This is a genomic window from Novosphingobium sp. (assembly GCF_037133355.1).
In the GTDB taxonomy this organism is placed as follows: Bacteria; Pseudomonadota; Alphaproteobacteria; order Sphingomonadales; family Sphingomonadaceae; genus Novosphingobium.
In genome coordinates this window covers 129,018-148,864 of record NZ_JBAXOI010000008.1, presented here as the reverse complement: position 1 = coordinate 148,864, position 19,847 = coordinate 129,018, and the positions used below count along the sequence as shown (strand labels likewise).

16 protein-coding genes and 1 tRNA gene are annotated in these 19,847 nt (G+C 67.4%); 10 read left to right on the top strand and 7 right to left on the bottom strand.

Annotated features, from left to right (window positions below):
• Positions 1–10: 10 nt before the first annotated feature.
• Positions 11–2,647, bottom strand: coding sequence for a M1 family aminopeptidase (locus tag WCL10_RS10280; protein ID WP_336895539.1), 2,637 nt, complete (start codon positions 2,645–2,647; stop codon positions 11–13).
• Between the two features lie 198 nt (positions 2,648–2,845).
• On the opposite strand from WCL10_RS10280, the gene WCL10_RS10275 reads away from it, so the two are divergent.
• The 3 genes from WCL10_RS10275 to WCL10_RS10265 all read left to right on the top strand — a co-directional run bounded on the left by WCL10_RS10275 (position 2,846) and on the right by WCL10_RS10265 (position 5,111).
• Positions 2,846–3,295, top strand: a complete 450-nt coding sequence (locus tag WCL10_RS10275; RefSeq protein ID WP_336895538.1) for a hypothetical protein — start codon at positions 2,846–2,848, stop codon at positions 3,293–3,295.
• A gap of 119 nt (positions 3,296–3,414) precedes the next feature.
• Complete coding sequence (locus WCL10_RS10270; RefSeq protein ID WP_336895537.1) at positions 3,415–3,792, top strand: hypothetical protein; 378 nt, start codon at positions 3,415–3,417, stop codon at positions 3,790–3,792.
• A gap of 104 nt (positions 3,793–3,896) precedes the next feature.
• Positions 3,897–5,111 carry a glycosyltransferase family 1 protein gene (locus WCL10_RS10265; protein ID WP_336895592.1) on the top strand — a complete coding sequence of 405 codons (1,215 nt, stop codon included), beginning with the start codon at positions 3,897–3,899 and terminating at the stop codon, positions 5,109–5,111.
• A gap of 167 nt (positions 5,112–5,278) precedes the next feature.
• Here the strand turns inward: WCL10_RS10265 and WCL10_RS10260 are convergent, their stop codons facing one another.
• The 4 genes from WCL10_RS10260 to WCL10_RS10245 all read right to left on the bottom strand — a co-directional run bounded on the left by WCL10_RS10260 (position 5,279) and on the right by WCL10_RS10245 (position 9,302).
• Positions 5,279–7,696 carry a calcium-binding protein gene (locus tag WCL10_RS10260; protein ID WP_336895536.1) on the bottom strand — a complete coding sequence of 806 codons (2,418 nt, stop codon included), beginning with the start codon at positions 7,694–7,696 and terminating at the stop codon, positions 5,279–5,281.
• Between the two features lie 140 nt (positions 7,697–7,836).
• Positions 7,837–8,271 (bottom strand): hypothetical protein, encoded by a 435-nt coding sequence (locus tag WCL10_RS10255; RefSeq protein WP_336895535.1) that lies wholly within the window; start codon positions 8,269–8,271, stop codon positions 7,837–7,839.
• Positions 8,272–8,322: 51 nt separating this feature from the next.
• Positions 8,323–8,643, bottom strand: coding sequence for a DUF2218 domain-containing protein (locus WCL10_RS10250; protein WP_336895534.1), 321 nt, complete (start codon positions 8,641–8,643; stop codon positions 8,323–8,325).
• Positions 8,640–9,302, bottom strand: coding sequence for a PadR family transcriptional regulator (locus WCL10_RS10245; RefSeq protein ID WP_336895533.1), 663 nt, complete (start codon positions 9,300–9,302; stop codon positions 8,640–8,642). The genes WCL10_RS10250 and WCL10_RS10245 overlap by 4 nt, the downstream gene beginning before the upstream one ends.
• Before the next feature lie 104 nt (positions 9,303–9,406).
• Here WCL10_RS10245 and WCL10_RS10240 point away from each other — a divergent pair, with 104 nt between their 5' ends.
• The 3 genes from WCL10_RS10240 (at position 9,407) to WCL10_RS10230 (ending at position 11,693) form a co-directional block, all read left to right on the top strand.
• A complete protein-coding gene (locus WCL10_RS10240; protein ID WP_336895532.1) occupies positions 9,407–10,729 on the top strand; it encodes a replication-associated recombination protein A in 1,323 nt (440 codons plus the stop codon).
• Positions 10,726–11,598: a hypothetical protein gene (locus tag WCL10_RS10235; RefSeq protein ID WP_336895531.1), complete on the top strand. Its 873-nt coding sequence runs from the start codon at positions 10,726–10,728 to the stop codon at positions 11,596–11,598. The genes WCL10_RS10240 and WCL10_RS10235 overlap by 4 nt, the downstream gene beginning before the upstream one ends.
• Positions 11,599–11,617: 19 nt before the next feature.
• Positions 11,618–11,693: transfer RNA gene (locus WCL10_RS10230), tRNA-Thr, on the top strand.
• A gap of 12 nt (positions 11,694–11,705) precedes the next feature.
• Here the strand turns inward: WCL10_RS10230 and rhaI are convergent.
• Positions 11,706–12,995 (bottom strand): L-rhamnose catabolism isomerase, encoded by a 1,290-nt coding sequence (rhaI, locus tag WCL10_RS10225; RefSeq protein ID WP_336895530.1) that lies wholly within the window; start codon positions 12,993–12,995, stop codon positions 11,706–11,708.
• A gap of 10 nt (positions 12,996–13,005) precedes the next feature.
• Positions 13,006–15,114: a bifunctional rhamnulose-1-phosphate aldolase/short-chain dehydrogenase gene (locus WCL10_RS10220; protein WP_336895529.1), complete on the bottom strand. Its 2,109-nt coding sequence runs from the start codon at positions 15,112–15,114 to the stop codon at positions 13,006–13,008.
• Positions 15,115–15,265: 151 nt separating this feature from the next.
• Here WCL10_RS10220 and WCL10_RS10215 point away from each other — a divergent pair, with 151 nt between their 5' ends.
• Genes WCL10_RS10215 through WCL10_RS10200 form a run of 4 tightly spaced genes read left to right on the top strand, consistent with a single transcriptional unit; the run spans position 15,266 to position 19,816 of the window.
• The gene (locus WCL10_RS10215) at positions 15,266–16,618 is read left to right on the top strand and encodes a carbohydrate kinase (protein ID WP_336895528.1); all 1,353 of its coding nucleotides are present in this window, start codon (positions 15,266–15,268) and stop codon (positions 16,616–16,618) included.
• A complete protein-coding gene (gene lldD, locus WCL10_RS10210) occupies positions 16,615–17,766 on the top strand; it encodes an FMN-dependent L-lactate dehydrogenase LldD (protein WP_336895527.1) in 1,152 nt (383 codons plus the stop codon). Before WCL10_RS10215 ends, lldD begins: the two co-directional genes overlap by 4 nt.
• Positions 17,763–19,010, top strand: a complete 1,248-nt coding sequence (locus WCL10_RS10205; protein ID WP_336895526.1) for an MFS transporter — start codon at positions 17,763–17,765, stop codon at positions 19,008–19,010. The genes lldD and WCL10_RS10205 overlap by 4 nt, the downstream gene beginning before the upstream one ends.
• A 23-nt stretch (positions 19,011–19,033) precedes the next feature.
• Complete coding sequence (locus tag WCL10_RS10200) at positions 19,034–19,816, top strand: DeoR/GlpR family DNA-binding transcription regulator (protein ID WP_336895525.1); 783 nt, start codon at positions 19,034–19,036, stop codon at positions 19,814–19,816.
• Positions 19,817–19,847 lie beyond the last annotated feature (31 nt).

The window sequence follows — 19,847 nt, the reverse complement described above, 5'->3', positions numbered from 1 at the left end:
ATGATCCAGCCTACCCCCCACTCCCCCTGATCCGCACTGTCAGCGCCAATTCGTCGCGGGCGGTGAGGACCTTGCGGCGGATGTCCAGCGGCAGCGCGGGCGTCGCCTTAAGGAAATCGTCGATCACCGCGAGCGCGGCTGCGTCGGTCTGGCCGCCGATGAAGGCTTCGATCCAGCCGGGCAGGAAAAAGATGCGGCGGTTCTGGCGAATCCATTCGAGGCGGTCGAGCGCGGGGCGCAGGAACGGGAGCGTGAGGGCGGACTGGCCGGCGGCGTTGAAGGGGTCGAGGCTTTCGCTGGCCCAGGCTTCATTGAGCGCCTTGTCGTTGAAAAAGCGGGCGAAATAGTCGGCCTTGGCCGCCGCGTCGGGCGTGGCGGCGAGCGTCACGAAGGCGTCCTTGACGGCCTCACCCGAGTGATCGCGCTGGCGCTCGGCCTGCGCCAAGGTTGGGCCATCGGGCTCTCCTACGGTGATCAGGCGGCGGATGATGGCCCAGCGGGTCGGCTGGCGGACGGGGGCGGCGTTGAACGGCACGCGCTCGGCGAGGAGGTCGCGCAGGCGGGTGAGGCCGAGCGGGGTCCGCGCGGTTGCGACGAGGCGGTCGAGCGCGTTCTTCCTGAGGCCGTAGCCGAGTTTGGGATCGTCGATTCGGGCGAGGAGCACCCCTTCCCAGCGGGCGCGCAGCGGGGCAGCTTTGGCCTCGGGCAAGTAGAGATCGAGCGCCGCCGCACCACGCGCGAGGATGGTGCGGGAGATCTGTTCGTCGGTTTCGGCCGGAAGCTGATCGAGCAGCAGGGCGAGGTAGCGCTCGGGCGGCAAGCGGAGGTCACGGACCGTGTCCCACAGCGCGCTCCACAGCAGGGCGCGCAGCAGCGGGTCTGTCACGGTGCCGATGTTGGCGAGGATCCAGCCAAGGGTGCGCTCGTCCGGGAGGAACAGGCCGTAGCCCTGATCGCCGTCGTTGGCCCAGACATAGTCCGGCGCGGGGAGCCCGGCGGCGGCGGGAACTTCGGCGCGTTCGCCTTCGAAAACAGCGTCGAGCACCTTGTCGCCATCGACGTAACCGAGGCGGACGCGGACTTTCATCGGCCAGGCCCCGCCCGGATCACCCGGCAGCGCGCGTGCGGGACGCTGGACGAGCGCGAGCGCGGCGATCTTGCCATCGGCGAGCGAGAGCTGGGTATCGACGCGGGGGAGCCCGGCGCGCAGCATGTATTGCCGGCCGAACGCACCGAGATCGACCCCCGATGCCGCGCTGATCGCGCCGAGCAGATCCTGCCAGGTCGCGTTGCCATAGGCGTGTGCGGTGAGAAAGCGGTTCAGGCCTTTGCGGAAACCATCCTCGCCGACGAGGAAGGCGAGCTGTTTGATGACTGCGGGCGCCTTGTTGTAGACGATCGGGCCGTAGTTGCTCTTGGCCGCATCGAGATTGGCGAGCGGCTGCCACAAGGCCTGCGTGCCGCTGGTCGCGTCGGCTCGGTAGGCGGGAGTCTTGGTCGATAGGAGGAAGGTCGTCCAGGCGTTGCTGGCGGGCTGCAGCTCGGCCTGGATGCGCGCGGCCATGTAGGTGGCGAAGCCCTCCTTGAGCCAGAGGTCGTCGAACCAGCGCATCGTGACAAAATCGCCGAACCACTGGTGGCTGATCTCATGGTAGATCGTGGCATCGCGGCGGAGCCGTTCGGGCAAGGTCGGCGGTTCGCGGAAGACGAAGCTGTCCTCGTTGTAGAGGATCGCGCCGACATGCTCCATGCCGCCGAACGGGAACGCTGGCGCGAACAGGAGATCGAGCTTGGCGAAGGGATAGGGGACGGCGAACCAGTCGGCCAGCCAGCGCAGGGCGGCGCGGTTGGTGGCGATCTGGGTCTCGGCGTCGACTTCGGCCTTGCGCGAGGCGCGGGCATAGAGCGTGATCGCCTGTTCGCCCGGCGGGGCCGAAGTCCAGCTGGCCCAGGGGCCGGCGGCGAAGGCGGCAAGATAAGTCGATATGGGCTGCGTTTCGGCAAAGCGCCAGACTGTGGCGCTGCCGGCCGGCTCCTTCGCCGCGAGCGGGCCATTGGCGACGACAGTCCAGCCCGCAGGCGCGGTCAATGTCCAGCGGAAGCGCGCCTTGAGATCGGGCTGGTCGAAGCAGGGGAACAGGAGATTGGCATCGGAGGGGACGAGGAGGGTATAGAGATAGGTCTGCCCGTCCTTGTCATCGCGATAGCGGATGATCGCCGCGCCCGAGGCCGCAATGGGGGTCTCGAAGCGGGCGGAGACCTTGTTAGTCCCCGTTCGCAGCAAGGCGCGGGGCAGGATCAAGTGGCCGTCGCGGCGTGCATCGGCAGGGGCCGGGCGGCCGTTTACGTGAAGGTCGGTTAGCGCGGGCCCACGAAAATCGAGCACCAGATCGCCGCTGCGCGCGGCGCGGTCAAAGCGGATCTCGATGTGGCCGGTGGCCGTGTCTGCGCCGGTCAGATCGAGGGCGATATCGTAGTGCAGGCCCGAGATCTGCGCGGCCCGGCGCTGCGCCAGCGTGTGCGCGATACCCGGGCCCGGGCTTGCATCGGGCGCGGCGTGTGCGTTTGCGTGTGCGGCGGCCCAGCCGGCCACGGGCGCGAGCGCGGCGGCGCGCAGGACGGTCCTTCGATCATTGGTAAATCGCATGGCGAAGGGTCTGCCACAGTTCGGCGGCGGACGTTAGCGCCTTGCGCATCGTTCAGCCAGGAGGCTATTAAGCTGAACAAAAGCTGCAACTCTCATCCCGCCCGCGTTCAGCCAGCGAGGCCTAGACCGGGCTTCGACGGCGACGAATCGCGGCGGGGGAATTTCCGATCCGGATCGTGGGCCGAAAGGAGACGGACCATGATCACGTTTGCAAAGAAGGCCACGCTTGCCCTTGCCCTTGCCGCATCGGCGCTCGCCACCGCCACCCCGGCGATGGCCGACCCCTACTATGGCGGGTATCGCCACCACCGCGGCGGAGACAGCACCGGGGCAGCGATTGCCGGAGGGCTGATCGGGCTCGCGCTCGGGGCGATCATCGTCTCGGCGAGCAACAACAATCGCCACCGCGACTATGCCGACCGCCGCTACGACAATTCGGGCTATAGGCGCTATCGTGGCCAGCCGACCTGGAACGGCGCCTACAATGGTGATCCCTATGACCAGCGCTATCAGCAGGGCGGCCAGCCGGGCTACACCCGCGACGGCTATCCCGAAGGCAATGACGGCTACTACGACCGGCGCGGCTACCGCGAGAACCAGGACGGGTACCAGGGCGAGTACCAGCAGAACGAATACCGGGGCAATTGACCGCAGCATAAGGGCGGCGCGCCGCATCGGGCGCGCCGCTTCAGAATCGGTTCAGGGCCGCGCTGCGCATTGTCGGACCATCGGAGCTTGCCGGGGACGGGCACGCGAGGAGAACCCAGATGAAGCTGACGAGACCAGCACTTGTGGCCGCCGCGCTCGCCGCGTGCAGCCTTTCCCTTTCCGGACCGGCCGAGGCCCATGACCGGCGCGGGCGCGGCAACGATGCCGCTGTGGCGATCGGCGCGGGAATACTGGGCCTTGCCATCGGCGCGGCGATCGCATCGGACGATGACGACCGCGACGTCTATGTGCGGTATGACAATCGGGGCTATTATCCTCCGCGCTACCGCAGGCCCTATTACTACCCCGCCTATCCGGCCTACCGCACCTATCCGGCCTACCCGGCCTGGCGCGGCTATGATCCGCGCTATGAGCAATGGCGGCGGTGGCGCGAGCATGAGCGTTGGGAACATGAGGGCGGTTGGCGCGGCTGGTAAGGCGGCTTTTGCGAGCTTCGCGCGTGGCAATGCCCCCTCTCGCGGCCCCCGCGTCTTTGCGGGGGCACTCGCCAAAGGGGGTGCCGGCGGCTATGGGCGCGCATATGGGATCGACCGAGATAACCGACGCTGGGCCGGAAGACTTCGCTGACGCACCGCTTCGGGGCCTGCGGGTCGCGCTGTTCAGCGGCAATTACAACTATGTGCGCGACGGGGCGAACCAGGCGCTGAACCGGCTGGTCGGCTATCTCCAGCGGCAGGGGGCGCAGGTCCACGTCTATGCGCCCAAGGTGAAGAAGCCAGCGTTTCCCTCCATGGGCAAGCTGCTTGGGCTGCCCTCGATCCCCGTGCCGGGCCGCGCGGAGTACCGCATCCCGATGATGCTGGGCAGCAAGGCGCGCAGCGATCTCAAGGCGTTTCAGCCAAATGTGGTCCACGTTTCCTCACCCGATCCGGCGGCTCACCGCGCGGTGAGCTGGGCGCGGGCGCGGGGGCTGCCGGTGCTGGCGAGCGTGCATACGCGGTTTGACACCTACCCGCGCTATTACAACATGGCCTGGATCGAGCCTGTGCTCACCGCGATGCTGCGCCGGTTCTACCGCCGCTGCGATGCGCTCGTCGCGCCGTCGGAATCGATGGCGCAGGTGCTGCGCGAGGAGCGGATGAACTATGACATCTCGCTGTGGTCGCGCGGGGTGGACCGGACGATCTTCAATCCCGGACGGCGCGACCTTGAATGGCGGCGCAGCCTTGGCATTGCCGACGACGAGGTGGTGATCGGTTTCCTCGGGCGGCTGGTGATGGAAAAGGGGCTCGATGTCTTTTCCGATACGATAGACGAACTGGTGCGCCGGGGCACGGCATCGGGCGTGCGCCACCGGGTGATGGTGGTGGGCGAAGGTCCGGCGCGGGCATGGTTTGCCGCCCGGCTGCCGGGCGCGGTGTTCACCGGCTTTCAGGGCGGCAAGGATCTTGGCCGCGCGGTGGCGGCCATGGACGTCCTCTTCAACCCCTCGGTGACGGAGACGTTCGGCAACGTGACGCTTGAGGCCATGGCCTGTGCGGTTCCGGTGGTGGCGGCGGCGGCGACGGGGAGCCAGAGCCTCGTTTCCGACGGCGTTTCGGGCCGGCTGATCGCGCCGGGCGCGCTGCACCACTTTGCCGAGGCCTTGCGCGCCTATGTCGAGGATGCGGACCTGCGGGCGGCGCATGGGGCTGCGGGCGAGCGGCGGTCGCTTGATTTCAGCTGGGATGCGATCAACCAGGCGGTGGCGGATACGTACCTGCGGCTGATCCGGCAGAAGGATGCCTTGCGGTAATTTCGAAGGTTCGCAGAGCAGGATTGCTCCGCGCCGAGGCGCAGAGATGACGGGTTGGCCGCAGGCCTTTCGCTTCAATCCCTCCGGAATTGCAAGGCGGCCTCGCCGCAAAGAGGGCCCCTCCGCGCCTCTGCGCGAAAAATAGGGACTGTCCCTATTTTTCGCTGTCAGAACACGAAATCGTCGACCGTCAGGCTGGCCCGGTCCACGCCTTCGAGCACGACGCCGATCCCGGCCGACAGGGTGATCAAGGTATCGGCGCCCTGCTGCACGGCGACGGCTATGACTTCATCGAACGTGTCGAAACGGCTGTCCCAGGTGATGACCAGTCGGTCCTCGCTGCCGCCAGCGGTGAAATCGCGGATATGGTCGAAGCCGCTGTCCACGCCGAGCGCGAAGGCATCGTCGCCGCTGCCGCCGATCACCACGTCGTTGCCACCGCGCCCGTCGATATAGTCGCCGCCCGTGCCGCCCGCGATCACGTTGCGCCCCGCATTGCCATAGAGCCCGTCGCTGCCCGCGCCGCCGCGCAGGTTTTCAAAGCTGGTGAAAGTATCGCCCTCCCCGTCGTCGCCGAAGGCGCGGCCCGAATCGAGATCGACCGAGACGTAGCTGCGCGAGGTGGCATAGCTCAGCGTATCGTTGCCTGCGCCGCCGTCCATCGTATCGGCGCCCGCACCGCCGATCACCACATCGCGGCCCGCGCCGCCGGTGATGGTGTCGGCTCCCGCGCCGCCTGCAAGAACGCGCCCGCCATCGTCGGCGGTGAGCGTATCGTCATGGGCCGAGCCGGAGACACGCTCGAAGCCGGAGAAGATGTCGCCCTGGGCGTCCCCGCCGATGCCGGTATCCTGGCGCATGTCGACCGTGACCGCAGCAGCGGAGCCGGCATAGTCAAGCGTATCGAGCCCCGCGCCGCCCGAGAGCACATCGGCCCCGGCGCCGCCGCGGATGACATCATCGCCGCCCGCGCCGTAAATCACATCGGCTCCGCCGCCGCCGAGGAGCATGTTGGCCCCGTCGCTGCCAGTGAGTGTGTCGCCAAGCGCGCTGCCTTCGACGTTGCGGATGCCGAGCAGGATATCGCCGGTTGCATCGCCGCCGGTGGCGGTCTGCGCGGCGAGATCGACGGTAACGGCGGCGGCGGAGCCTGCGTAACTCGCGCCGTCGTTGCCATCACCGCCCAAGGTATCGGCACCGAGGCCGCCAACCAGCCAATCGATACCGCCCCCGCCCGCAAGGCTGTCATCCCCCGCGCCGCCGAAAATGCGGTTATTGCCGCTGTTGCCGGTCAGGCTGTCGGCAAAGCGGCTGCCGACAAGGTTCTCGATACCATCATAGGTATCGCCCGCCGCGTCGCCCGCACCGGGAAAGCCGCCGAGGTGGGCGGTGACGGCAGCCTTGGCCCCGGCATAGCTCGCGGTATCGATGCCGCGCCCGCCGACCAGCTGGTCCGCGCCCGCGCCGCCTTCGAGCCAGTCGTTGCCGTCGCCGCCGACCAGCCGGTCGTTGCCGGCCATGCCGAAGAGCCGGTCGGTGCCCGCTGCGCCCGAGAGCACGTTGTCCAGCGCATTGCCCCAGCCGGAGAAGACGGGCAGGGCCTGAAGATTGGTGAGGTTCTCCACCTCGGCTCCAAGAGTGTAGCGGGCAAGGCCATCGATCCGCGCCTCGTCGATGCCGCCGCCCGCGCCCTCGATGATGCGGTCGCCGCGCGAATCGACGACATAGTGGTCGTCGCCCGCGCCGCCGGTCATGCTGTCGTCGCCCCGGCCGCCGTCGAGCCGGTCGCTGCCCTCGCCGCCGACAAGCGTGTCGTTGCCATCGAAGCCGTAGATCACATCGTCGCCGCCGAGGCCGCTGAGGGTATTGGCCGCGTTGTTGCCGTAAAGCCCGTTGGCCGCGTCGTTGCCGGTGCCGTCGAGCGCGCCGGGGCCGGACAGGCTGAGATCCTCGACATGGGCGGCGAGCGCGTAGTTGACGGAGGCGATGACCGTGTCGTGGCCGCCGTCCTCGGCTTCGGCAATCGTGTCGCCCGCGTCATCGACATAGTAGGTATCGTCGCCTGCGCCGCCGGACATGGCATCGCTGCCGCTGCCTCCGTCGAGCCGGTCGTTCCCGCCGCCGCCGGCAAGCGCATCGGCCCCGGCGCCGCCATCGAGCACATCGTTACCGCCCGCGCCGGTGAGCGCATCGTTGCCGGCGCCGCCGAGCAGGATCGTGTCCCCGTCATCGGCGGCGGCAGCAAGCGCGACATTGGTCTGCGCGAGCCCGGCATTGAGGATGTGCAGATGGAGGCGCGCTTCCTCGCCCGTGAAGTTGTTGACGGCGTAGAAATCGGCCGATCCATCGGAGACAGTATTTTCGGACGGGAAACCGATGCTGAGATAGCCGCCGCCAGTATCCCAGCCATAGCCGCTGTTACCCGAGGTGCTGCCGGGGGAGGCGAAGGAGAAGTCCCAGCGCGTCTCGTAGAACTGCTCGCCGGTCTCGGGATCGTTGTAGCCCGGAATGTAGTAGTCCGCGCTGATGTCGAAGGTACTCGACGCTCGGTCGATGGCGATGCTGTAGCTGGCGGTGCCGGTCATGCTCTGCTGTCCCCATCCAATCAGGATTCTTCCTCAGGATGGTCTCATGGCGAGGGCGGAATGGCCACAGGGCGCGTGGTACGGCAGACCGGCGCCTTGCGGAATCTGCGGCAGGGAGAGTGTCTGGCGGGGCGGGCCGCTCAGCCGATCACGCGCTGCGCCGCCATGCTGCGCGCGTAGATCAGGAAGAAGACGAGCGCGGACCAGATCGTCAGCGTGAGGCCCACGGGCGGCGCTTCGGGCGGGTTGAACACGAAGGCCTGCGACAGCTGGCTGACGGCAAGGCCGAGCAGCGAGAGCGCGAACGCCGCGACCGCATGGCGCGAGCGCGCGAGAAGAAGTAGCGATCCGACCAGCGAGCCCCACACGCCAAGCGCCCAGAACGCGACGAGCCAAGCCGGCAGCGTGGCCATAAAGGCGCTGCTTTCAGCGCTCATGCCCATGCTGGCGAAATAGCTGGCCGGCGAAAGCTGCGACATCAGGTAGTCGTAGCAGCCGAACAGATTCCACAGCAGGCTGAGCACGCCGACGATCCAGAGATGTGTCGGCGTGGCCGGTCTGGCGTTCAGTCGCATGGCCGTCTCCCTCTCCAGCGCCAGTCTACGCCAGAGAGGGAGCGCTGGCAATCATGAGTCCAGATCGGACCATTCCCAGGTCAGCGTTTCCCGGAAGGCGAAGCGATCGATGTGGCGTTCGACCGCGCCCTTGAGGCCGTCCCGCTGACCGGGCTCGCTGGCGGCGATATGGCATTCAAGCAAGTCGGGCTGCGCGGTGAAAGTGACCAGCGCGTCCCCCGCCCACGCGGCGCCGCGCGCGTCGCGGGGGAAGGTGACGGTGCCCTGTTGCGCATCGTAGGTGACGGCGAGGTTGTGCTCCCAGTGCTTGCAGACCTGCTGGAGGTATTTGCTGGCGTGGGCAGTGGGAACTTTGGCGACAGCGCTGCTCATTGCGGGGCTCCGAGGCGTTCGATCTTGCGGGCGGCTTCGTCGAGAATGTCGGCGATCTGGTGCGCGGTCACCTCGTCCACTCCGCCGAACGCCTTGTGGCGCAGCGCGAGCATGAGATTGGCGACGGCGCGGCGCAAGGGCGGGCTGCCCGTGCGGCCTTCCGCCTCGCCGCGCGCCTTGCCGAAATCGCCGAGGCGCTTGACGACAGCCTCGGCCTCTGTGAGGCGGCCGGCGAGCTCGGCACGGCCGGCATCGGTCATGGTGAAGGCCTTGCGCGCGCCCTCACCCGGGACTTCGCTGATCATGCCTTCGTCCACCAGCAGCGCGAGCGTGGGATAGACCACGCCGGGGCTGGGCGCATAAGCGCCGGCGGCGAGTTCCTCGATCGCCTTGATCAGTTCGTAGCCGTGGCGATCCTGCTCATCGAGCAGGAGCAGCAGGAGAAGGCGCAGTTCGCCGGGGCCGAACATGCGGCCCCTGCCCCCGCCATGTCGGCCATGACGACCGCGCGTGGCCGGGCCGTCGTCGTCCCAGTCCTCACCGCCGAAGCCGCCGCCCCAGCCGCCGCGATGGCCCCAGCCACCGCCGAAACCGCGTGCCATCATCTTCAGGCCGAAATGGCGCATGTGGCCGTGGTGTCCATGTCTATCGAATCGCATTTTATATCCTTGATGCTTCATGATGGCTCTAAGATATATCTTTATGCACTCTTCGCAAGAGGGTGGATGCAATTTTCTGCGCTGGCGCCTATTCGGGGCGGCGCATGTCCGATCTTTTCGCCCCTGCCCCGGCTGAAACCCCGCGCGAGCGCGCCGACCACGATGCGCCGCTGGCCGAGCGGCTGCGTCCGGCCCATCTGGGCGAGGTCGTCGGGCAGGATCACCTGACGGGGCCCGACGGCGCGATCGGGCGGATGGTGGCGGCGGGGAAGCTTTCCTCGATCATCCTGTGGGGCCCGCCGGGCACGGGCAAGACGACGATTGCCCGGCTTCTCGCCGATGCGGTGGGCTTGCGTTATGTGGCGATCAGCGCGGTGTTTTCGGGCGTGGCGGATCTCAAGAAGGCCTTCGCCGAGGCCGAGGCCATGGCGCAGATCGGGCGCAAGACGCTGCTGTTCGTGGACGAGATCCACCGCTTCAACCGCGCGCAGCAGGACGGGTTTCTGCCCTTTGTCGAGAAGGGCACCGTCACGCTGGTAGGCGCGACGACCGAGAACCCGAGCTTTGCCTTGAACGCGGCGCTCTTGAGCCGGGCGCAAGTGCTGATCCTGCACCGGCTGGATGCAGAGGCGCTGGGTTCGCTGCTGGCCCGCGCGGAGGAGCTGACCGGGCTGCGACTGCCGCTGACCCCGCCCGCGCGCGAGGCGCTGATTGCCTCGGCCGATGGCGACGGGCGGTTTCTGCTCGGGCAGGCCGAGACGCTGTTCGATGTATCGCTGCCCGCCCCGCTTGGCCCGGAGGAGCTCGCAAAATTCCTGATGCGGCGCGTGGCGGTCTACGACAAGGACCGCGACGGGCACTACAACCTGATTTCGGCGCTCCATAAAGCCCTGCGCGGTTCGGACCCGCAGGCCGCGCTTTATTACATGGCGCGGATGCTGACTGCGGGCGAGGAGCCGCTTTACGTGCTGCGGCGGCTGGTGCGGTTTGCCAGCGAAGATATCGGCCTCGCCGATCCGCAGGCGCTGGTGCAGTGCCTCGCGGCGAAGGATGCCTACCAGTTCCTCGGATCGCCGGAGGGGGAGCTGGCGATCGTGCAGGCCTGCCTCTACCTCGCGACCGCGCCCAAATCGAACGCGGCCTATGCAGCCCAGAAGGCGGCCTTTGCGAGCGCGAGGGAGACGGGATCGCTTGCGCCGCCTGCACATATCCTCAATGCGCCGACCAAGCTGATGAAGGACATCGGCTATGGCGAGGGCTATGCCTATGATCATAAGGCCGAAGACGGGTTTTCCGGCGCGGACTACTGGCCCGAGGGCATGCGCGCGCAAGTCTACTACAAGCCGGTGGAGCGCGGGTTCGAGCGCGAGATCCTGAAACGGCTGGAATGGTGGGAGAAGAAGCGGCGTGAGCGGCAGGGGGAATGAGCCCCGCCCGCTTCCGGCACTTCGCCGCCATCGACTGGTCAGGCGCTGCGGGCGAAAGGCATCGGGGGATTGCGGTGGCGATCTGCGGTGAAGGCGAAGCTGCGCCGAAGCTGGTGCGGCCTGGGCATCGCTGGTCGCGCCCCGAGGTGCTGGGGTGGCTGCTGGAAGACCTCCCGGCGGATACGCTGATGGGGATGGACCTGGGTATCAGCCTCGCCTTTGCGGACAGGCAGGCGTTCTTTCCGGGGTGGGCCGAGAGCCCGGCGGATGCCAAGGCGTTGTGGGGGCTGATTGATGCAATCTGCACCAGCGAGCCGCACTTGTCGGTGGGGGCCTTCGTCGACCATCCCGAGGCCAGCGCGCACTTCCGGCGCCATGGCGGGCGCGAAGGCGCGATGTTTGGTGGGGGGCGCGGGCGGCTGCGGGTGACCGAACTGGCACAGCAGGCCATGGGCTGCTCGCCCTATTCGAACTTCAACCTCGTCGGCGCGGCGCAAGTCGGCAAATCGAGCCTTTCGGGGATGCGGCTGCTGCACCGGCTGGAAGGGCGGCTGCCGGTCTGGCCGGTCGATCCCCTGCCGGCGGCGGGCTCGGTTGTCTGCGAGATCTACACCACTATCGCGGCGATGGCGGCGGGGCGAACGGCGGGACGCTCGAAGATCAGGGACGGGGCTGAACTGGACCTAGCGCTGGCCCGCCTGGGCAGCGCTCCTGCGGGGCTGAATGGCGCCGTGGACGACCATACCAGCGACGCGCTGATTACCGCCGCCTGGCTGCGCAAGATGGCGCACGATCCAGCGCTTTGGACGCCGGGGGGCCTGACGGATGCAATTGCGCGAACCGAAGGCTGGACCTTCGGGGCCACCTGACGCTATGGACGCGCGGTACGCCGGCTTAGCTCAGTTGGTAGAGCACCTGATTTGTAATCAGGGGGCCACGGGTTCGAATCCTGTAGCCGGCACCATTTCCCAGCCCCTTAGACGATCCCTGCCCCCAGCCCGACGGCCTTGCGCTCCTGCGCCTTGCGGCTGCGCCACTGGCTGGCGCGGTAGGCCTCCAGCACGTCGATCGCGCCACCGGCTTCCATGCGGGCCATGGCGAGGATGGGGGAGACGTCGATGGTGTAGGCGCGGCGCAGGGCCTGGAAGGCCATCATCGTGTCGTTGGCTTCCTGCGCCGCATGAAGGGCTTGGCGGTCCACCAGGGCGGCCTTGGCGTGGCACTGGGCGATGGCCTCGGCGCTGGAGAGCATCGATTCGATGGGGTCGGTCACGTTGTGCGACTGGTCGATCATGTAGCTGGGATTGAAGCCATCGCGCGGATTGGCTTCGGCCTCGGCCAGCTCGTTGAACACGAGGAACAGCTGGTGCGGGTTGATCGAGCCTGAATCGAGGTCGTCGTCGCCGTATTTGCTGTCGTTGAAGTGGAACCCGCCAAGCTTGCCGAAGCGGTGAAGGCGCGCGACGATCTGCTCGATGTTCACATTGGGCGCATGGTGGCCGAGATCGACGAGGCACTTGGCCTTGGGGCCGAGTTCCTGCGCGGCGAGGATGGAGGAGCCCCAGTCGCTGATCACGGTGGAGTAGAAGGCAGGTTCGAACATCTTGTGTTCGAGCAGCATGCGCCAGTCGTCCGGCAGCGCGGCATAGACCTCGGCGGCGGCTTCAAGATAGCGGTCGAGGCTGCGGGCAAGGTCCTGCTGGCCGGGGAAATTGGTGCCATCGCCGACCCAGACGGTCAGGTCCCTGGAGCCAAGCTGCTGACCGATCTCGATGCATTCGATGTTGTGCGCGACGGCCTGCGCGCGGGTGGCGGCAACAGTGGAGGACAGCGAGCCCGTGCTGTAGCTGTGAGCCTGGCCGGGCTGGTCCTGAAAGGTGTTGGAATTGACCGCGTCGAAGCCGAGCCCCAGGCTCGCCGCTTCCTCGCGCAGGGCCTTGTAGTCGCTCACCTTGTCCCACGGGAAATGGGGGCTTACGCGGGGGGTTGCGCGGGAGAGCTGGTTGATGACCGCGCAGTCTTCCAGCTTTTCGTGGATGTTGGTGGGCTCGCCCGGAATCGGGAACTTGGCGAAACGCGTGCCGCCGCGCCCGGCGCCCCAGCTTGGCACCGCCACGCTGAAACCTGCAGCCCGCGCCTTGATGCCGTCAATGGCAATGCCGCTGCGGGCAAGCTTGCGGCCCAGCGCTTCATAGTCCTCGTGGAGGGCTTCGGCGCGCTGGGCATTGTGCTCGGCGATCAGGTCGGCGGAAATGGGGAGGGTCATCGGTGGTCCCTTAGCGCGTGAAGGCCTGCGCGTTGCCCGCGTCGACATTGATCATGTTGCCGGTCGATTTTGCCGACATTTCGCCAGCGAGGAAATAGACCGCCTCGGCGATGTCTTCGGGCAGAACGTCACGCTTCAGCATCGAGCGCTGGCGGTAGTGCTCCTCAAGCTCGCTGCCCGGATCGATGCCGTGGGCACCGGCGCGTTCCTTGCGCCAGTCGCCGTCCCAGATGCGGCTGCCGCGGATGACCGCATCGGGGTTCACCGTGTTGACACGGATGCCGGCGGGCGCGCCTTCGAGCGCGAGGCAGCGCGCGAGGTGGTTTGCCGCCGCCTTGGCCGAAGCGTAGGCGCTGGCGTTGGTAGCGGCGGCAACGCCGTTTTTCGAACCGATGAACACAACGGACGTGCCGCCCTGTTCCTTCATGCGTTTCAGGAGCGGCCATGCGGCGCGTGCGGTGAGGAAGTAGCCGCGCGCGAGGACGTCGTAATTGCGGTTCCAGAGGTCCAGCGTGGTGTCCTCGATCGCCGCAGAGGAGGCGATGCCGGCATTGGCGACGAGAATGTCGAGCCCGCCGAATTCGCGCGCGCAGATGTCGAACGCGGCCTGGATTTGCGCTTCGTCGGTCACGTCACAGACGGCGGCGCGGACCACGTCCTTGCCGAACTGTTTGGCAAACCCGGCGCGGACGTCCTCGACCGCCGCCGCGTCGCGGTCTGCCAGCAGCACGCAGGCGCCGTCCTTGAGCAGACGCGCGGCGCTAGCTGCGCCGATGCCGCCTGCGCCGCCCGTGACGAGCGCGATCTTGCCGACCATTGGCTTCGGCGCGGGCATGCGCTGGAGCTTGGCCTCCTCGAGCAGCCAGTACTCGATGTCGAAGGCTTCCTGTTCGTCGAGCGCGATATAGGCGCCGATAGCTTCCGCGCCGCGCATGACGTTGATGGCGTTGCCGTAGAATTCACCGGCGAGGCGCGCGGTGGTCTTGTCGGTGGCGAAAGTGATGCGGCCGACGCCGGGGACGAGCACGACGACCGGGTTGGGATCGCGCATGGTGGGCGAATTGGGCCGTTTGCAGCGTTCGTAATAGGCGGCGTAGAGCGCGCGGTAATCGGCGATCTGCTGCGCGAGATAGGCATCGTCGGCAAGGCGCGCGGGATCGAGCGTGAGCGGGGCGATCTTGGTTCGCAGGAAGTGATCGGGGCACGAAGTGCCGAGCGCGGCGAGGCGTTGGAAGTCCTTGCTGCCGACGAATTCGAGCGCTTCGGCGTCATCCGAAAAGTGGCCAAGCTTGCGGCGCGCGCCGGTCATGAAGCCGCGCAGACGGGGCATGAGGTCTGCGGCAATGGCTGCGCGGTCCGGGTTCGGAGCGACGACTTCGCCGCCGAAAGCGGGCCTGGAGCCTTGCGCCGCGTTCAGGTAGCGCGCCGCATCGGCGATGAGGCTGATGGTGTGCTCGTAACAGGCTTTGGCCGTATCGGCCCAGCAGATGATACCGTGGCCCGCAAGCATGACGCCTTTGACGCCGGGGTTTGCGCGGACATAATCGCGCAGCATCACGCCAAGCGTGTAGCCGGGGCGCTTCCATGGGAGCCAGCCGATTGTGCCGCCCCAGATCGCCTTGGTGGCGTCCTCGCCGCCAGAGCTTGCGGCGAGCGCGATGATCGCATCGGGGTGGACGTGATCGACGTGGGCGAAGGGCAGCAGCGAGTGGAGCGGTGTATCGATGCTGGCGGCGCGGCCGTTGAGATTGAAGGTGCAATGCGGCAGGAAGCCGACCATCTTGTCGTCGTCGTCTGGCCCGGCATAGTGCGCCTCGAGGCCGAGCAGCTTGGCCTGATAAAGCGTGGCGAAGCCGTCGAGCTTCATCGAGCCGATATCGCCGCCCGAACCTTTGACCCAGAGCACTTCGACCGCTTCACCGGTCAGCGGATCGGTCTCGGTGAGCTTGGCCGAGGTGTTGCCGCCGCCAAAGTTGGTGACGGTGAGATCGCTGCCGAGAAGGTTGGAGCGATAGAGCAGGAGCTGAGCGGGGCTGAGCGTGGCGGCATGGGCTTCGTCCCAGCGGCTGGCGGGCACGGCGAAGGGAATCGCAGCGGATAGTGCGGTCTGGGCGTTCATGGCATCCTTCCGGCAGCAGCAACTCGGGCTGAGCTCGAACGCGTGCTAACATTTTTACTGGAAACGATCAATATTGATTGATAATGATCGTTTTAGAATTCGCAGTACCGGGAGAGACGCGCTGGATCACGGCGCCTACATCGTCATCGACATGGGCAAGACCCTGAGCAAGGTTTCGCTGTGGGACCGGGCGGGGCGTAGACTTGGTCAGCAAGTGCGGGCGAATGCGCCAGTGATCGCGGAGGGTATGCGCCGCCTTGATGCCGAGGCCATCGGCGCCTGGCTGACCGAAGCGCTGGCGGCATGGGCGGCGCATCCGGTTGAGGCCATCGTGCCGGTTGGGCATGGCGCGGGGGTTGCCGTCCTGCGTGATGGGCGGCTGGCGTTTCCGCCGCTCGATTATGAGCAGGATTTTCCGGACGACGTTATTGCCGAGTACCGTGCGTCGCGCGATCCTTTCGGCGTGACGGGCTCCCCCGCCCTCCCCCACGGGCTCAATTTCGGCGCGCAGTTGTGGTGGCTGGAAGCGCAAAGCCTTCTCGAGGGTTCGACGCTGGTGCCCTGGGCGCAATATTGGGCGTGGTTTCTGACCGGCACTGCGGTGAGCGAGGTGACCTCGCTGGGGTGCCATTCGGACCTGTGGGACCCGGCGGCAGGCGCCTTTTCGCCGATGGCGGTGCAGCTGGGCTGGGCCGGGAAGTTTGCCGCAATGGCGCATGCGGGGGATGTGGTTGGCACTTTGCGACCGGACCTCGCGGCTGCGACGGGGCTTGCGCCCACGGTGCGCGTGCTGGCGGGGCTGCATGATTCGAATGCGGCGCTGCATGCCGCGCGAGGGTTTGCCGAGGTCGCAGAGGGCGAGGCGACGGTGCTTTCTACCGGCACGTGGTTTGTCGCGATGCGGCGGCCGGCGGGTGCGGCGCCGGCGCTGCCCGAGGGGTGCGACTGCCTGGTGAATGTCGATCTGGAAGGACGCGCGGTGCCTTCGGCGCGCTTCATGGGCGGGCGCGAGATCGAATTTATGGTTGGCGATGCGGGGGTCGATGCGGCGGCGGATCAGGATGCGCTGCTGGCTGCGGTGCCGCGTGTGCTGAGCGCGGGCGCGATGCTGCTGCCCACATTGGCGCCGGGCTGTGGGCCGTTCCCGGCGCATGAAGCACGGTGGCTTGCGGAGCCGCAGGACGGCCTCGCGCGCCGCGCCGCCGCTTGTCTTTATGCAGCGCTGGTGACCGATGCGGCGCTCGATCTGATCGGAGCGCGGGACACCCTGCTGATCGAGGGGCGGTTTGCGGCAGCGGCGGTATTCGTGCGGGCACTCGCGGCCTTGCGGCCCGCAATGCGCGTGCTGGTGGCGGACAGTGCCAGCGATGTATCCTTCGGCGCGCTGCGGCTGATCGATCCCGCGCTGGCGCCGGAGGCCGCCTTGCGGCAGGTGGAGCCGCTGGCCGGTGACCTTGCCGCTCTCCGCAAGGTCTGGCGCGCGCAGATGGAGATCGCTGCATGATCATCGCCAATATCGCCGATTTCCGCGAAGCCGCACGGCGGCGCCTGCCGCATTTCCTCTTCGAATATGTCGATGGCGGCTCCTACGCCGAGGAGACGCTGCGGCGGAATGTGGCGGATCTGGCGAGGATTGCGCTGCGCCAGCGGGTGCTGGCCGATGTGGCGGATATCGATCTTTCGGCGGAGCTGTTTGGCCAGAAGATGGCAATGCCGGTGGCCTTGGCGCCGATTGGCCTTGCCGGGATGAATGCGCGGCGGGGCGAGGTTCAGGCATTGCGCGCGGCGGAGGCGGCGGGGGTGCCGTTCACGCTTTCGACCGTTTCGGTCTGCCCGCTCGGTGAAGTGCGGGCAGCGGCCGCCAAGCCCTTCTGGTTCCAGCTCTACATGATCCGCGACCGGGGCCATATGCGCAATCTCTTGGCAGAGGCGCGGGAGGCGGAGTGCTCGGCGCTGGTGTTTACCGTGGACATGCCGGTGCCGGGGAGCCGCTACCGCGATGTGCGTTCCGGGCTGGCGGGTGCTTCGGGGTTGCTTGGCGATCTGCGCCGCACGATGCAGGCGGCGATGCGGCCGGGCTGGGCCTGGGATGTGGGGCTCTTTGGCCGCCCGCATCACCTCGGCAATATCGCGCCGGTGCTGAAGGGGCGGACGGGCCTCGAGGATTTCTTTGCGTGGATGCGCGAGAATTTCGATCCCAGCATCAACTGGCGCGACCTCGACTTTATCCGCAGCGAGTGGTCCGGGCCGCTGATCCTCAAGGGCATTCTGGATACGGAGGACGCGAAGCAGGCCGCCGAAGTCGGAGCGGACGGGATCATCGTTTCCAACCACGGCGGGCGGCAACTTGACGGGGTGCTTTCCACCGCGCGCGCCTTGCCGCCGATTGCCGACGCGGTGGGGGACCGGCTGACCGTGCTGGCGGATGGCGGCGTGCGTTCGGGCCTCGATGTGGTGCGCATGCTGGCGCTCGGCGCGAAGGGCGTGCTGCTGGGGCGGGCCTGGGCCTTTGCGCTGGCGGCGGGCGGCGAGGCGGGCGTGGCGAAAATGCTGGCGCTGATCGCGGCGGAAATGCGCGTCGCCATGGCGCTGACCGGGGTGACCCGGATCGACCGGCTGAGCCGGGATAATCTTGCGGGAGACCTTGATTGACGGCCAAGCCCAACAGCCATGCGTGGCGCGACACGATCCTTGCCGGCCTTGCCAACTATATCGACGCGGGCTCGATCGTGGCGGGATCGGTGGCGCTGGCCTTGTGGCAGGAGCATTATCAGCTCTCGCCGGGCTTTCTCGGGCTGATCGGAGCATTTGGGCCCAATGCCATTGGCGCAGGCGTGGGCGCGCTCATCGGCGGCATCCTGTGCGACCGGCTGGGGCGCAAGACGATCTACCAGTGGGACATGCTGATCTACGCGGCGGGCATGGCGCTGCTGGTCTTTGCCGTGGCGCCGTGGATGATCGTGACGGGGTTCCTGATCGTGGGCCTCGCGGTGGGCGCGGATATTCCCGCCTCGTGGTCGCTGATCGCCGAGGGTGCGCCTGACGGACAGCGGGCGCGGCATTCGGGCATGGCGCAAGTGCTGTGGTATCTGGGGCCGGTGGTCGTTCTGCTGATGAGCCTTGCGCTGACCAGCCTTGGCGAGCTTGGCGCGCGGATCGTGTTTGCGCATCTGCTGGTGATTGCACTTGGGCTGACGTTCTTGCGTTCGCGCATGGCGGAATCGGCGCGGTGGCAGGAGGCGCGGGATTCAGGCGCGGTGCGGCCGCCGATTTCCTCGCTGCTCAAGGGCAAGCACCTAGCCTCGATCCTTGGGCTGGTCGGCATGTATGGCTTCTGGAACCTGTGGGCGGGGACCAACGGGTTCTTCTTCCCCTATATCCTGCGCACCGTGGGCGCGGCGACGCAGGCACAGGCGGTTGGCATTCAGGCGCTGTCGTTCGCCATCGGCATGGCATCCATCGGCCTTGTGTTCATGAGCCTGGCCGACCGGGTGAACCAGCGCACGCTGTTTGCGATTTCGGCGGTGGTGCAGGTGGTGGGCATGGGGCTGCTGGTGGTGTTTCCGCTGACAATCCCGGTGGCGCTGCTTTACGTGTTCCTGCTGCAGTTCGGCGGCGGGTTTGGCGCACAAAGCTTTTTCCAGCTGTGGAGCGCGGAGCAGTTTCCCACCATGCTGCGTTCGACCGCGCAGGGGATCTGCTTTGCCATCGTGCGCGTCAGCCTTGGCGTGTTCAGCCTGTTTGTGCCGCTGCTGACGGCGACGGGCTTTACGACGCTGGCGATGATCCTGACGGGGTTCCTCATCGTGAGCGGGGTGATCGGCTTTGCCTGGGCGCCGCGCAACGAGGGCAAAAGCCTTGAACAACTCGAAGCCGAGCGGCATGACGGGTCCTGATTGATTTCGATCAGAGGGCCACGATGCACGCAGCCGAACGCGAGAAGGTGATTGTCGAGGCTCTGGAAGGCACGGGCTTTGTCACCTACCGCGAGCTCGAGGCGCTGCTGGACGCCTCGCCGGCGACGATCCGGCGCGATCTGGCGCGGCTTGAGGAAGCGGGGCGGATCGTGCGGGTGCACGGCGGAGCCAAGCAGGCCGAAGGAACGCAGCGCCCAGCGCCGGTGCTGCAGCTGGCGGGCACGCCCTTCGACCAGTCGATCACCCGCAACATCGCCGCCAAGCGCGCGATCGGCGCGGCAGCGGCGGCGCGGTGCGAGCCGGGCGAAGGGGTGATGATCGACGGTGGCACCACCACCTTGCAGATGTGCCCGCATCTGGCGGGTCTGGGCCTGCAAGTGCTGACCAATTCGCTTCACATCGTGAACGCGCTGCTGCCGCAGGCGGGCACGCGCATTCTGGTGCCGTCGGGCACGGTGTTTCGCGAGCAGAACATCATTCTGGCGGCATCGGGCGAGGAATCTATGCCGCGCTTTCACGCCCCCAAGCTGTTCATGGGCGCGGCTTCGGTGGGGCCGCAGGGGGTGATGCAGCAGGACGTGGTGCTGGTGGCGGCCGAGCGGCGGCTGATCGACCGCGCGGAGCAGGTGATCCTGCTGGTGGATTCGGGGAAGTTTGCCTCGGGCTCGGGAACGATAGTGTGCGGGCTGGATGAGGTGGATGTGCTGGTGACGGACGCGGGGATTTCGCCGGAGCATGCGGCCATGGTGAAGGCGGCGGGGGTGGAACTGGTGGTGGCAGGGTAACGTCCGGCCGCTCTGGATTGCTTCGCTGCGC